Raw genomic sequence first — 13844 nt, forward strand, 5'->3', positions numbered from 1 at the left:
GGTCCGCCGTCGGCAGGCTCAGTGCGGAGCGGGCACGTCATCCATCACCGCGAACAGCTCCGCGTCCGGCGCCGGGCGCGGCGGTTGCGGCCGGGCGGCCTGACGGCGTCGGCTGCGGATGACCAGCCAGATCACGACGGCGGCGATCGCAGCGAGCAGGACGAGCCAGGGGAGTGCCACGCCGATGCCGATCAGCATCGCGCCCCAGAAGGCGACGAATCCGTCCCAGCCGATCGTGAGCGCGTCGCCGAAGTCCTTCGGGGCGGTCTCGACCGGCACGTAGTCAGACATGAGGCTCAGCGTGATGGACGACATGGCCACCTGGTCCTCCAGGGAGCGGGACTGGGCCTCCAGCCCCTCCAGCTCGCTCTGGCGCTCGGCGATCGCGGACTCCAGCTCGATCAGGTCCGAGGTCTCGGATGCCGTGCCGAGCCAGTCCGTGTAGCGCGCGATGGAGGCGCGAAGAGTGGTTATCCTGGCGTCGAGGTCGCGCTGCGTCGCGCCCACCTCTGTCGACTCGAGCGCGGTCTCCTTCACGGCGCCCAGCGCGGCGAGGTCGGTGCGGACCTCTTCGATGGCGTCTGCCGGGATCCGCAGCGTGAGCTCGGCAGTGGCCTGTCCGCCGTCCTCGGCGGCGCGTTCGGTCCTTCCGCTCACGCGGCCCCCCGCGTCCGACACGATCGACGTGGCGTCCGCCGCCGCGGCGATGGGATCGTCGGCGACGATAGAGATCCGCCCGGTGATCACGACCGCGGTGTCCGGCTCGTCGGCCTCGTTCGATGACGCCGCCTCCTGCACCGGGGCCCGACCTCCGCTGGCCGATTCCGCGCCTCCCGACCCGCCGGCGGCGCAGCCGGCGAGGCCCAACCCCGCCAGCGAAGCGAGGACGAGCGCTGTCAGCAGTCTCCGTGTCGTGTTCATAGGGGCAGGGTAGTGAGCGGAGACCGGCGTGCAGCAGGGAGTTCGATCACGATCCGGTCAGGGTTGCGTAACGAGTCCGCAACGTGCGCGCCGTGGCTGCTGGGGGTGCGTATTCACGGCCGGTCTCCGAGGTCGTCCAGGCGGTCGCCGGTAGACTCTACGGGTCCACTTCGAGAGGAATGCAATGCGGATCACGGGACTCGGCCACGCGGGAATGTTCATCGAGACGGTCGGCGGCAACATCATCTGCGACCCCGTGCTGGGCCCCTCGTTCTTCGGATCCTGGTTCCCGTTCCCCGACAACCGCGCCCTGGACTGGGAGCGCTTCGGAAGGGAGGCGGACTTCCTCTACATCTCGCACAGGCACCGCGACCACTTCGATCCGAAGCTGCTGGAGCGGTACATCCGCAAGGACATCGAGGTGCTCCTGCCCGAGTACCCGATCGACGATCTCGAACAGGACATCCGCGCTCTCGGCTACACGAACATCACCTACGCGCCCGCGGGGGAGATCATCGAGCGCGGGGAGCTCAAGATCATGATCACTCCGCTCCGCGCCCCCAGCGACGGTCCGATCGGCGACTCCTCCCTCAGCGTCGACGACGGCACGGGGTCGATGCTGAACCAGAACGACTCGCACCCCCTCGACCTCGAGAAGCTGCTCCACTTCGGAACCCCTGACGCGTACTTCACCCAGGTCTCCGGCGCCATCTGGTGGCCGATGGTCTACGACCTTCCGCTCGACGCCAAGCAGAACTTCGCGAAGCTCAAGCGCGACGCGCAGAACAAGCGCGCCATGTACTACATCGAGAAGGTCGATGCCCCGCACGTCTTCCCCATGGCGGGTCCCCCCATGTTCCTGCGCGACGACCTGTTCGACTTCAACGGGCTCGGCAAGAACGGCGAGTCGATCTTCACCGATCAGAAGCAGTTCCTCGCCCACATGAAAGAGCTCGCGCCGCAGTACGACGGCCAGCTGTTCATCCCCGGGACGGTCGTCACCGTCGAGGGCGGCGAGGTCGCGACCGCGCAGACGCTGTACTCGGATGCCGAGATCGCCCACATCTTCGATGAGAAGTGGGACTACCTCGAGGAGCAGCGGGCGAGCAGGCAGCAGGAGATCCGTGACGAGGAGGCGTCCCGCGCGGAGATCATCCCGCCCGCGGAGATGCTCGAGGCGATCAAGACCTGGTGGGAGCCGCTGCTCAAGAAGTCGCGCACCATCCGGCTCGGCGTCGGCGGCTGCGTGCGGTTCCGCATCGGCGATCTCGACATGGTGGTCGACTTCCCTCGGGCGAAGGTCCGCGAGTACGCGGGGGAGGAGTGCATCTACTGGTACACGATCCCCGCAGACCTCGTCTCCACGAACATCGTCGACCACGAGATCGACTGGTCGAACTCGATCTTCCTGTCGATGCAGTTCTCCGTCGGCCGCAGCGGGAAGTTCAACGAGTTCCTGACGACCTTCCTCAAGTGCCTCTCGGTCGATCGGATCGAGTACGTCGAGAACTGGTACCAGGAGCAGACCGACCAGACCGAGGACGCCGAGGTCAGCGGGTGGGTCGTGCAGCGGCGCTGCCCGCACCTGCGCGCTGATCTCACCCGCACGGGCACGGTCGATGAGGACGGCATCCTCACCTGCAGCATGCACGACTGGAAGTGGGACCTGAAGTCCGGGCGCTGCCTGTCGACCAGCGGCCACCCGATCCGCGCGAAGCGCATCGACGAGTCCGCCGACGAGGAGCTGCTCCCCACGAGCTGACGTCCAGGGGCCCCGGCTCCGATAGACTGGATCTGCAAACAACCTTTAAGACCGTCCTGTGAGGCGGAGAAGGGAGTGGCTGATGAGTGCACGCACTGTGCTGCACCACGCCGACATCTCGCGGGCTCTGACCCGCATCGCCCACGAGATCCTCGAGTCCAATCGAGGCGCCGAGGACCTCGTCCTCCTGGGCATCCCGACTCGCGGGGTCACCCTCGCCCGTCGCCTGGCGCTGGTGATCAGCGAGATCGCCCAGACGCCGGTGCCCTCCGGTGCGCTCGACGTCACGCTGTTCCGCGACGACCTCTCGAAGCATCCGACGCGGTCTCCGCATCCCACCGAGATCCCGGCCGGCGGCATCGACGGCAAGACCGTGGTGCTCGTGGACGACGTGCTCTTCTCCGGACGCAGCATCCGTGCGGCCCTCGACGCCCTGCAGTCGATAGGCCGGCCGTCGATCGTCCGTCTCGCGATCCTCATCGATCGCGGGCACCGTGAGCTGCCCATCCGCCCCGACTTCATCGGCAAGAACATCCCGTCCTCCCGCCAGGAGCGCGTCAACGTGCGTCTGATCGAGAACGACGGCGCCGAGGAGGTGACGATCGAGGCATGAGGCACCTGCTCGACACCAAGAACCTCGACAGGGTGACCGCCCTGCGCGTCCTCGACGTCGCCGAGGACATGGCCGACACCCAGTCGCGCGAGGTCAAGAAGCTGCCGACCCTGCGTGGCAAGACCGTCGTGAACCTCTTCTTCGAGGACTCCACGCGCACCCGCATCTCGTTCGAGGCCGCAGCCAAGCGCCTCTCCGCCGACGTCATCAACTTCGCCGCGAAAGGGTCGAGCGTGTCCAAGGGCGAGAGCCTGAAGGACACCGCGCAGACCCTCGAGGCCATCGGAGCGGATGCCGTCGTCGTGCGGCATCCCTCGTCGGGCGCGCCGCAGACGCTCGCCACCAGCGGGTGGATCTCCGCCGGGGTCGTGAACGCCGGCGACGGCACGCACGAGCACCCCACGCAGGCTCTCCTGGACGCGTACACGATCCGCAAGCGCCGGTTCGGCGCCGACAGCCGCGGGCGCGATCTCAGCGGCATCCGCGTGGTCATCGTCGGCGACGTGCTGCACTCGCGCGTCGCTCGCTCCAACGTCTGGCTGCTCAGCACCCTGGGCGCGGAGGTCACTCTGGTCTCGCCGCCGACCCTCGTTCCGCAGAACGTCTCCCTCTGGCCGGCGAAGGTCGTCTACGACCTCGATCAGGTGCTGGCCGATGGGCCGGACGCCGTGATGATGCTGCGCATCCAGCTGGAACGCATGAACGCCGCGTATTTCCCTACTGAGCGGGAGTATTCCAGGCGCTGGGGCCTCGACGCACTGCGCGTGGCCGGTCTCCCGGACGGTAGCATTGTGATGCACCCCGGGCCCATGAACCGCGGGTTGGAGATCTCCTCTGAAGCCGCCGACTCCGCACGTTCCACCGTGCTGGAGCAGGTGACGAACGGAGTGTCCATCCGGATGGCTGTGCTGTACCTGCTGCTGGCAGGAGAACGAGACGACGAACGAGGGGGAGACCTGTGAGCGAGACCCTCGTCATCACCGGCGCGCAGCTTCTCGGTGCCGAGAGCGCCGACATCATCGTGGAGAACGGGGTGATCTCCGAGATCGGCTCCGGCCTCACCCGCGCGGGTGCTCGCGTGATCGACGCCGCAGGGCTGGTGGCCCTGCCAGGTCTCGTCGATCTGCACACCCACCTCCGCGAACCCGGCTACGAGGCCTCCGAGACGATCCTCACCGGTACCCGCGCTGCGGCGGCCGGCGGATTCACGGCGGTCTTCGCCATGCCGAACACCTCGCCCGTCGCCGACACCGCCGGCGTGGTCGAGCAGGAGCTCGCTCTCGGCGAGGCCGCCGGCTTCGCGACCGTGCAGCCGATCGGCGCGGTCACCGTCGGCCAGAAGGGCGAACGCCTCGCCGAACTCGGCGCCATGGCGACGTCCAGGGCGCAGGTGCGCGTCTTCAGCGACGACGGCTTCTGCGTCTTCGATCCGCTGATCATGCGCAGGGCGCTGGAGTACGTGAAGTCGTTCGACGGCGTCATCGCCCAGCACGCACAGGATCCTCGCCTCACCGAGGGCGCGCAGATGAACGAGGGCACGGTCTCCGCCGAGCTCGGACTCGCCGGCTGGCCCGCGGTCGCCGAGGAGTCGATCATCGCGCGCGACGTGCTGCTCGCCGAGCACGTCGGCTCCCGGCTGCACGTCTGCCATCTCTCGACCGCCGGGTCAGTGGACATCATCCGCTGGGCGAAGAAGCGGGGCATCAACGTCACCGCCGAGGTCACCCCGCATCACCTGCTCCTCACGGACGAACTGGTGCGCGGCTACGACGCGCGATACAAGGTCAACCCGCCGCTGCGTCGTCAGGAGGACGTGCTGGCCGTGCGCGAGGGCCTCGCCGACGGCACGATCGACATCGTCGCCACAGACCACGCCCCGCATCCCAGCGAGCACAAGGCGTGCGAGTGGCAGGCCGCGGCCAACGGCATGGTGGGTCTGGAGAGCGCACTGCGGGTCGTGCACCAGTCGATGGTGCAGACCGGCCTCGTCGGCTGGGCGGATGTCGCCAGGGTCATGAGCGCCGCGCCGGCGAGGATCGGTCGTCTGTCGGGCCACGGCACGCCGCTGGAGGTCGGGCAGCCCGCGCAGCTCGCGCTCTACGACGCCTCGATCGCCGGGGTGTTCACGGAATCCGACCTGCACGGCCGCAGCGTGAACTCGCCCTACCTGGGCCGCGACCTGCCGGGGCGCGTGAAGTTCACCGTGCACGGCGGCGTCGTGACGGTCGCCGACGGCGCAGTGGTCGCGGAGCTCGGCGCGTGACCCGCGAGGTGGCGATCGCCGTCACGATCGTCCTGGCGCTGCTGGTGCTGGGCGCGATGACCTTCGCCTGGCGTCGACGTCTTCGTCGGGACTCGGGGCTCTCCGCTCCGCTCGGGGTCCCCGAGCACGCAGAGGTCACCCATCGCCGCGAGGTGCTCTACGTCTCGACCACGAAGCACGATCAGCCTCTCGAACGGCTGACCATCTCCCCGCTGGCGTACCGCGCCCGAGGAGAGGCCGCCGTCACCGACCGCGGACTCGCACTCTGCCTCGACGGGGCTCCGACGGTGTTCGTCGCGGCATCCCGACTCGTCTCGGTCGACCGCGCGACGGTCACGATCGACCGCGTCGTCGAGCCGGGCGGTCTGGTCCGAGTCGCCTGGAACGCCGACGACGACACGATCGTCGACTCCTATCTGCGCGTCGCCGACGGCGACCCTACCACCTTCATCACCGAACTGCAGCGGCTCGTCCCCGCCGCCCCCGATTCAGGAGCCACATCATGACCTCCCTGCCAGAACCCGCCGTCCTCGTCCTCGAAGACGGCACCCGCCACACCGGCCGCGCGTACGGAGCCATCGGCACGACGCTCGGAGAGGTCGTGTTCGCGACCGGCATGTCCGGATACCAGGAGACGCTCACCGACCCGTCCTATGCGGGCCAGATCGTGCTGCAGACGGCACCGCACATCGGCAACACCGGCATGAACGACGAGGACCCCGAGTCCCGACGCATCTGGGTGGCCGGGTACATCGTGCGCGACCCCTCGCGCGTCGTGTCGAACTGGCGTGCGAACGCCTCGCTCGACGAGACGCTCGTCGAGGACGGCGTGGTCGGCATCAGCGGCATCGACACCCGTTCCATCACCCGTCACATCCGGTCGGCCGGCTCCATGCGCGGCGGCATCTTCTCCGGAGAGGCCGCCGGCCTCGACGCGGAGGAGCAGGTGCGCATCGTCCGCGAGGTACCGCAGATGGCTGGGCAGAACCTGTCCGCTCAGGTGTCGGTCGACGTCGCCACGGTGACCTCGGCGATGGGACAGCGCATCGGCAATCTCGCCGTGCTCGACCTCGGCGTCAAGCAGGCCACGATCGACAACCTCGCGGCCCGCGGCTTCGAGGTGCACGTGCTGCCGCAGAACTCGACGATCGACGACATCCGCGCGGTCGACCCCGTCGCGGTCTTCTACTCGAACGGACCCGGTGACCCTGCCGCCTCCGACGCGCACGTCGGGCTGCTCCGCAGCGTGCTCGACGACGGACTGCCGTTCTTCGGCATCTGCTTCGGCAACCAGCTGCTGGGGCGCGCCCTCGGTCTGGGCACGTACAAGCTCCCGTTCGGGCACCGCGGCATCAACCAGCCCGTCCGCGACAAGTCCACGGGGCGCGTCGAGATCACCGCTCACAACCACGGCTTCGCCGTCGAGGCGCCCCTGGACGGCGCGTTCGACAGCCCGAACGGCTACGGCAAGGTCGAGGTCAGCCACATCGGCCTCAACGACAACGTCGTGGAGGGCCTGCGTGCCCTCGACATCCCCGCGTTCTCCGTGCAGTACCACCCGGAAGCCGCGGCCGGACCGCACGACGCCAACTACCTCTTCGACCGATTCGCGGCGATGGTCCGCGAGAACAAGGACGCCAAGTAATGCCCAAGCGCGACGACATCACCTCCGTCCTCGTCATCGGATCCGGCCCGATCGTCATCGGTCAGGCCTGCGAGTTCGACTACTCCGGCACCCAGGCGTGCCGCGTGCTCCGCGAGGAGGGCGTCCGCGTCATCCTCGTCAACTCGAACCCGGCGACGATCATGACCGATCCCGACTTCGCGGACGCGACGTACATCGAGCCGATCACCCCCGAGGTCATCGAGACGATCATCGCGAAGGAGCGGCCCGACGCCATCCTCCCGACGCTCGGCGGACAGACCGCCCTCAACGCCGCGATGGAGCTGGACGCCCGCGGCATCCTCGCCAAGTACGACGTCGAGCTGATCGGCGCCAAGGTCGATGCCATCAAGAAGGGCGAGGATCGCCAGATCTTCAAGCAGCTCGTCCTCGACGCCGGTGCCGACGTCGCACGCAGCGTCATCGCGCACACGATGGACGACCTGCTCGCGGGCGCCGCCGAGCTCGGGTACCCGCTGGTGGTCCGTCCTTCGTTCACGATGGGCGGCCTCGGCTCCGGCTTCGCATACGACGAGGAGGACCTCCGTCGCATCGGCGGCGCGGGTCTGCGGGACTCGCCGACCACCGAGGTGCTCCTGGAGGAGTCCATCCTCGGCTGGAAGGAGTACGAGCTCGAGCTCATGCGCGACACGGCCGACAACACCGTCGTGGTCTGCTCCATCGAGAACGTCGACCCGGTCGGCGTGCACACGGGCGACTCCATCACGGTGGCCCCCGCCCTCACGCTCACCGACCGCGAGTACCAGAAGCTCCGCGACATCGGCATCGACATCATCCGCGCCGTGGGCGTCGACACGGGCGGCTGCAACATCCAGTTCGCCGTCGACCCCTCCAACGGACGCATCATCGTCATCGAGATGAACCCGCGCGTCTCCCGCTCGAGTGCGCTCGCCTCGAAGGCGACGGGCTTCCCCATCGCGAAGCTCGCGGCCAAGCTCGCGCTGGGATACCGCCTCGACGAGATCCCGAACGACATCACCGGGGTCACCCCGGCGAGCTTCGAGCCCACGCTCGACTACGTCGTGGTGAAGGTCCCGCGCTTCGCCTTCGAGAAGTTCCCCGCGGCCGACGCCACGCTCACCACGACCATGAAGTCGGTCGGCGAGGCGATGGCCATCGGCCGCAACTACGCGACGGCTCTGCAGAAGGCGCTGCGCTCGCTCGAGAAGCGCGGATCGAGCTTCCACTGGGGCGCGGAGGACCGCACGGTCGACGAGCTCCTGGAGATCTCGAAGATCCCGACGGACGGTCGCATCGTCACGCTGCAGCAGGCGCTGCGCAAGGGAGCGACCGTCGAGCAGGCCTTCGAGGCGACGGCCATTGATCCGTGGTTCCTCGACCAGATCGTCCTGATCAACGAGGTCGCCGAACTCGTCCGCACCGCGGAGGAGCTGGATGCCGCCACCCTCCGCTACGCGAAGGAGCACGGCTTCTCCGACGCCCAGCTGGCGCAGCTCCGCGGCACGACGGAGGCCGAGGTCCGCGGCGTGCGCCACGGACTGGGCATCCGCCCCGTGTACAAGACGGTCGACACCTGCGCGGGCGAGTTCCCCGCGCTCACGCCGTACCACTACTCGAGCTACGACTTCGAGTCGGAGGTGGCGCCGTCCGAGCGGACCAAGGTCGTCATCATCGGGTCCGGTCCGAACCGCATCGGTCAGGGCGTCGAGTTCGACTACTCCTGCGTCCACGCGTCCTTCGCCCTGTCGGATGCCGGGTTCGAGACCGTCATGGTCAACTGCAACCCGGAGACCGTGTCCACCGACTACGACACCTCCGACCGCCTCTACTTCGAGCCGCTGACGCTCGAGGACGTCCTCGAGGTGCTCGACGCCGAGGCTGCGAGCGGCACGATCCTCGGTGTCGTCTGCCAGCTCGGCGGCCAGACGCCCCTCGGCCTCGCCAAGGGCATCGAGGCGGCCGGGTACACCGTGCTCGGGACCAGCCCCGCCGCGATCGACATCGCCGAGGAGCGCGAGCTGTTCTCGCAGCTCCTCGACAAGGCGGGCCTCCTGGCGCCGCGCCACGGCACCGCGATCGACGCGGACGGAGCCGTGGCCGTGGCCGAGGAGATCGGCTACCCCGTGCTCGTGCGCCCGAGCTTCGTGCTCGGCGGACGCGGCATGGAGATCGTCTACGGCACCGATGCGCTGCGCGACTACTTCGTCCGCACCGCGGGGGAGGTCGTGATCGAGGAGGGCAAGCCGCTCCTGGTCGACCGCTTCCTCGACGACGCGATCGAACTGGACGTCGACGCGCTGTACGACGGCGTCGAGCTGTACATCGGCGGCGTGATGGAGCACCTGGAGGAGGCCGGCATCCACTCCGGCGACTCCAGCTGCACCCTGCCCCCCGTGTCGCTCGGCCGCGCCGACGTCGACCGTGTCCGTGAGGCGACGCTGGCCATCGCCGAGGGCGTGGGGGTGCGTGGTCTGCTCAACGTGCAGTTCGCGATCAGCGCCGGCGTGCTCTACGTGATCGAGGCGAACCCGCGCGCGAGCCGCACGGTGCCGTTCGTCTCGAAGGCGCTCGGGATCCCGCTCGCGAAGGCCGCCAGCCGCATCATGGCGGGCTCCACGATCGCCGAGCTGAAGGGCGAGGGGATGCTCCCCGCGCAGGACGGATCGCGCGTGCCGCTCGGCTCCCCGGTCGCCGTCAAGGAGGCCGTTCTGCCGTTCAAGCGGTTCCGCACGGCCGACGGCAAGACCGTCGACTCGATCCTCGGCCCGGAGATGCGCTCGACCGGCGAGGTCATGGGCATCGACCGCGACTTCCCGACGGCGTTCGCGAAGAGCCAGGCGGCCGCATACGGCGGTATGCCGACCTCGGGCACGGTGTTCATCTCGGTGGCCGACTCCGACAAGCGCGCGGTGATCCTTCCGGCGCACCGTCTGCAGCAGCTCGGGTTCACGATCGTTGCGACCGAGGGCACCGCAGAGATCCTGTCCCGCAACGGCATCGCGGTGACCGTGGTGGAGAAGTACAGCGAGACCCAGGAGTCCGGAGCGCGGAACATCGTCGACCTCATCAACGAGGGCGAGATCGACATCGTCGTGAACACGCCCTCCGGTGGGGCGGCGCGCGCCGACGGCTACGAGATCCGCGCGGCGGCCGTCGCCGCGGACAAGGCGCTCTTCACGACCATGGCGGTGCTGGGCGCGGCCGTGAGCGGAATGGACGCCGCACACGAGGGGTTCGAGGTCCGCAGCCTGCAGGAGTACGCCGTCGACCGGAAGGCGACGGTGTGAGCGTACGCTTCGGCGAGCGGGTCCGTGCGGCGCTGACCGCACGGGGCCCGCTCTGCGTCGGCATCGATCCGCATGCGGCACTGCTGGACGCGTGGGGTCTGCCCCAGGATGCGGACGGCGTGCGAGAGTTCGGTCTGCGGACGGTGGATGCCGCAGCCGATCGTGTGGGCATCGTGAAGCCGCAGGTGTCGTTCTTCGAGCGCTTCGCCTCGCGGGGGATCGCCGCTCTGGAAGACGTGCTCGCCGCGGCGAGAGCGGCGGACCTGATCGTGATCGCGGACGCCAAGCGCGGCGACATCGGCACGACGATGGATGCCTATGCGGCCGCCTGGCTCACTCCGGGCTCCCCGCTGGAAGCAGATGCGCTCACCGTGAACCCGTTCCTCGGAGTCGGGGCCCTGGGCGGAGCGTTCGACCTCGCGGCGGCGGGCGGCAAGGGGATCTTCGTCCTCGCTTCCACGAGCAACACGGAGGCCGAGCTGCTGCAGCGATCGGTGTCGGCGACAGGCAGAACCGTATCCGCCGACATCATCGCCGACGTGTCGGCCCGCAACCGGGAGACCGTGCAGGCAGGGGAGTGGGGCGACGTCGGATTCGTCGTCGGCGCCACCGTCGACTGGGCGGATGCCGGGATCTCCGCGTTCTCCCCGGTCGCACCCCTCCTCGCACCCGGCTTCGGCGCACAGGGGGCGACGCCTGCCGATCTCGTCGCCCGGTTCGGACCGATGAGCGACGCCGTCATCGCGAGCGAGAGCCGCAGCATCCTCTCGGCGGGCCCCGACGGCCTGTCCGCCGCCATCGACGCTCGCGTCGCAGAGTACTCGGAGTCGACACGTGGCTGAGAACCGTTCCGTACCCGAGGTCGATCGGGCAGCCGCAGCGCGCCGGGCCGTCGAGCGCCGTCGCGCGCGCGCATCGCTCAAGCGCGACCTCACCATGCGCGTGATCACGCCGCAGAAGGTCCTGGAGCGTGCGATCGCCGACGCCGACTCGGTCGAGGGATCCATGCGGATCACCGACTTCCTCCTGGCGCTGCCCGCGATCGGCGCGGGCAAGCGCGACCGCATCCTGGACGAGCTGCAGATCTCACCTGTCAAGCGCCTGGGGGGTCTCGGCGTGCGACAGCGCGTCGTGCTGGCCGAGTGGCTCGACGGGCGCTTCCCCGTGCTGGAGCCGCGAGGGGGACGCAGCCGTCTGCTCGTGCTGGCCGGACCCACCGCGGTCGGCAAGGGCACGGTCGCGGCGCACATCCGTGAGAACAACCCCGAGATCCACCTGTCGGTGTCCGCGACGACCCGCGCCCCGCGCCCCGGCGAGATCGACGGAGTGCACTACTACTTCGTCGACGATGCGGAGTTCGACCGTCTCATCGCCGAGGGCGAGCTCCTCGAGTACGCGGTCGTGCACAACCGGTCCCGCTACGGCACCCCGCGGGCACCGATCGACGCCGCGCTGGCCGATGGCCGGACCGTCCTCCTCGAGATCGATCTGCAGGGAGCGCGCCAGGTGCGCAAGGCCGAGCCGGCCGCGACGCTGATCTTCCTGCTGCCGCCGACCTGGGACGAACTCGTCCACCGCCTCGTCGGCCGCGGCACCGAGAACGCCGAGGAGAGGGCCCGCCGCCTGCGCACTGCGAAGGTGGAACTCGCCGCCCAGAACGAGTTCGATCACCTCATCGTGAACGAGGACGTCGCCACCGCGGCCGCGGAGGTCGTAGAATTGTCCTCAGGCTCTGCGCGCTGAGTGCTTTCGCGCGCCCATTGCACCGTCTTCGCGACGAACCCGTCGCCTTATCAGGAGGTCCCATCATGGCCGGACACCACAACAAGGGCATCATCGATCCCCCCATCGACAACCTGCTCGACCGTGTCGACTCCAAGTACGAGCTCGTCATCTACGCGGCGAAGCGCGCGCGTCAGATCAACGACTACTACTCCGACCTGCACGAGGGCAACCTCTTCGACAACGTGGGGCCGCTCGTCGACTCGTCCGTCGAGGACAAGCCGCTGACCATCGCGCTGCACGAGATCAACGAGGACAAGCTCCGCCTGCGTCACGCAGAGTGATATTCGGAGCCGCGCCGCCGCATTGTCGGCGGCGCGGTTCAGAATGGGTTCACACCCTCACATCCTTCGATCCCGTTCTGGAGTCCTGATGAGCGCGCTGCGTCTGTTCACGTCCGAGTCCGTCACCGAAGGGCACCCGGACAAGATCTGCGACCAGATCTCCGACAGCATCCTCGACGCGCTCCTCGCCAAGGACCCGGGCTCCCGCGTGGCCGTGGAGACGCTGGTCACGACCGGCCTCGTCCACGTCGCCGGCGAGATCCGCACCGAGGCGTACGTCGACATCCCCACGATCGTCCGCGATGTCGTGAACGGCATCGGCTACACCTCGAGCGACACGGGCTTCGACGGCTCCTCGTGCGGCGTGAGCGTCTCGGTGGGCGAGCAGTCGGGCGACATCGCGAGCGGCGTCGACAACGCACAGGAGCACCGCGACGGCACGTCGACCGACCCGCTGGACGGTCTCGGCGCAGGGGACCAGGGCATCATGTTCGGCTTCGCGACGAACGAGACCCCGCAGCTCATGCCGATGGCCGCGTGGACGGCGCACCGCCTCGCGGAGCGCCTGACCGAGGTCCGCCGATCCGGGCTGCTGCCCTTCCTGCGCCCCGACGGCAAGACCCAGGTCACGCTGGGCTACGACGGCTTCACGCCGAAGACCGTCGACGCCGTCGTGCTGTCCACGCAGCACAATCCCGACATCTCCCAGGACGACCTCAAGGCGCAGGTCCGTGAGCACGTCATCGATCCTGTGCTGGCGACGACGGGTCTCGATCTCGACGACGTCACCTTCTACATCAACCCCGCCGGTCCGTTCGTGACCGGAGGACCGAAGGGCGACGCCGGTCTGACCGGGCGCAAGATCATCATCGACACCTACGGCGGCGCCGCGAGGCACGGCGGCGGCGCCTTCAGCGGCAAGGACCCGTCCAAGGTCGACCGCTCCGGCGCGTACGCGACCCGCTGGGTCGCGAAGAACGCCGTGGCGGCGGGTCTCGCGGAGCGGCTCGAAGTGCAGGTCGCCTACGCGATCGGCGTCGCGAGCCCCGTCGGCCTGTACGTCGAGACCTTCGGCACCGGTGCGGTGTCGGACGACGCCATCATCGCCGCGATCACGAAGGTCTTCGATCTGCGCCCGCAGGCGATCATCGAGGAGCTCGACCTCCTGCGTCCGATCTACGCGCAGACCGCCGCCTACGGGCATTTCGGCCGGGAGCTGCCCGATTTCACGTGGGAGCGCACCGACCGCGCCGAAGAGCTTCGTCGCGCCGCCGGGCTCTGACGGCG

At 68.9% G+C, this 13844-nt stretch carries 12 protein-coding genes; 11 read left to right on the forward strand and 1 reads right to left on the reverse strand.

What is annotated here, in order from left to right:
- Nucleotides 1-18 precede the first annotated feature (18 nt).
- Nucleotides 19-921, reverse strand: coding sequence for a DUF4349 domain-containing protein (locus ACFVRO_RS11550; protein ID WP_386952384.1), 903 nt, complete (start codon nucleotides 919-921; stop codon nucleotides 19-21).
- A 184-nt stretch (nucleotides 922-1105) separates the two neighbouring features.
- Here ACFVRO_RS11550 and ACFVRO_RS11555 point away from each other — a divergent pair, with 184 nt between their 5' ends.
- The 11 genes from ACFVRO_RS11555 to metK all read left to right on the forward strand — a co-directional run bounded on the left by ACFVRO_RS11555 (nucleotide 1106) and on the right by metK (nucleotide 13839).
- Nucleotides 1106-2683 (forward strand): Rieske 2Fe-2S domain-containing protein, encoded by a 1578-nt coding sequence (locus tag ACFVRO_RS11555; protein ID WP_386952386.1) that lies wholly within the window; start codon nucleotides 1106-1108, stop codon nucleotides 2681-2683.
- An 82-nt stretch (nucleotides 2684-2765) separates the two neighbouring features.
- A complete protein-coding gene (pyrR, locus tag ACFVRO_RS11560) occupies nucleotides 2766-3296 on the forward strand; it encodes a bifunctional pyr operon transcriptional regulator/uracil phosphoribosyltransferase PyrR (RefSeq protein WP_105676318.1) in 531 nt (176 codons plus the stop codon).
- On the forward strand, nucleotides 3293-4258 hold the full coding sequence (locus ACFVRO_RS11565; protein ID WP_386952389.1) for an aspartate carbamoyltransferase catalytic subunit: 966 nt from the start codon (nucleotides 3293-3295) through the stop codon (nucleotides 4256-4258). The genes pyrR and ACFVRO_RS11565 overlap by 4 nt, the downstream gene beginning before the upstream one ends.
- On the forward strand, nucleotides 4255-5559 hold the full coding sequence (locus tag ACFVRO_RS11570; RefSeq protein WP_386952392.1) for a dihydroorotase: 1305 nt from the start codon (nucleotides 4255-4257) through the stop codon (nucleotides 5557-5559). The genes ACFVRO_RS11565 and ACFVRO_RS11570 overlap by 4 nt, the downstream gene beginning before the upstream one ends.
- A complete protein-coding gene (locus ACFVRO_RS11575) occupies nucleotides 5556-6065 on the forward strand; it encodes a hypothetical protein (RefSeq protein WP_386952394.1) in 510 nt (169 codons plus the stop codon). Before ACFVRO_RS11570 ends, ACFVRO_RS11575 begins: the two co-directional genes overlap by 4 nt.
- Complete coding sequence (gene carA / locus ACFVRO_RS11580; RefSeq protein ID WP_386952397.1) at nucleotides 6062-7204, forward strand: glutamine-hydrolyzing carbamoyl-phosphate synthase small subunit; 1143 nt, start codon at nucleotides 6062-6064, stop codon at nucleotides 7202-7204. Before ACFVRO_RS11575 ends, carA begins: the two co-directional genes overlap by 4 nt.
- Nucleotides 7204-10491, forward strand: coding sequence for a carbamoyl-phosphate synthase large subunit (gene carB, locus ACFVRO_RS11585; protein WP_386952400.1), 3288 nt, complete (start codon nucleotides 7204-7206; stop codon nucleotides 10489-10491). Before carA ends, carB begins: the two co-directional genes overlap by 1 nt.
- Nucleotides 10488-11333 (forward strand): orotidine-5'-phosphate decarboxylase, encoded by an 846-nt coding sequence (gene pyrF, locus ACFVRO_RS11590; RefSeq protein ID WP_386952403.1) that lies wholly within the window; start codon nucleotides 10488-10490, stop codon nucleotides 11331-11333. Before carB ends, pyrF begins: the two co-directional genes overlap by 4 nt.
- Nucleotides 11326-12234, forward strand: coding sequence for a guanylate kinase (gmk, locus tag ACFVRO_RS11595; RefSeq protein WP_341942138.1), 909 nt, complete (start codon nucleotides 11326-11328; stop codon nucleotides 12232-12234). The genes pyrF and gmk overlap by 8 nt, the downstream gene beginning before the upstream one ends.
- Before the next feature lie 65 nt (nucleotides 12235-12299).
- Nucleotides 12300-12557, forward strand: a complete 258-nt coding sequence (gene rpoZ, locus ACFVRO_RS11600) for a DNA-directed RNA polymerase subunit omega (RefSeq protein ID WP_045258544.1) — start codon at nucleotides 12300-12302, stop codon at nucleotides 12555-12557.
- An 88-nt stretch (nucleotides 12558-12645) separates the two neighbouring features.
- Nucleotides 12646-13839 (forward strand): methionine adenosyltransferase, encoded by a 1194-nt coding sequence (gene metK, locus ACFVRO_RS11605; protein WP_386952406.1) that lies wholly within the window; start codon nucleotides 12646-12648, stop codon nucleotides 13837-13839.
- The last annotated feature ends 5 nt before the right edge of the window (nucleotides 13840-13844 follow it).

Source organism: Microbacterium sp. NPDC057944 (assembly GCF_042887445.1).
Classification (GTDB): Bacteria; Actinomycetota; Actinomycetes; order Actinomycetales; family Microbacteriaceae; genus Microbacterium; species Microbacterium natoriense.

What these genes read in the sequence shown, in the direction of transcription:
- pyrR (WP_105676318.1), top strand. Translation starts at nt 2,766, where the DNA reads ATGAGTGCACGCACTGTGCTGCACCACGCCGACATCTCGCGGGCTCTG.
- ACFVRO_RS11550 (WP_386952384.1), bottom strand. Translation starts at nt 921, where the DNA reads ATGAACACGACACGGAGACTGCTGACAGCGCTCGTCCTCGCTTCGCTG.
- ACFVRO_RS11565 (WP_386952389.1), top strand. Translation starts at nt 3,293, where the DNA reads ATGAGGCACCTGCTCGACACCAAGAACCTCGACAGGGTGACCGCCCTG.
- metK (WP_386952406.1), top strand. Translation starts at nt 12,646, where the DNA reads ATGAGCGCGCTGCGTCTGTTCACGTCCGAGTCCGTCACCGAAGGGCAC.
- rpoZ (WP_045258544.1), top strand. Translation starts at nt 12,300, where the DNA reads ATGGCCGGACACCACAACAAGGGCATCATCGATCCCCCCATCGACAAC.
- carA (WP_386952397.1), top strand. Translation starts at nt 6,062, where the DNA reads ATGACCTCCCTGCCAGAACCCGCCGTCCTCGTCCTCGAAGACGGCACC.
- carB (WP_386952400.1), top strand. Translation starts at nt 7,204, where the DNA reads ATGCCCAAGCGCGACGACATCACCTCCGTCCTCGTCATCGGATCCGGC.
- ACFVRO_RS11555 (WP_386952386.1), top strand. Translation starts at nt 1,106, where the DNA reads ATGCGGATCACGGGACTCGGCCACGCGGGAATGTTCATCGAGACGGTC.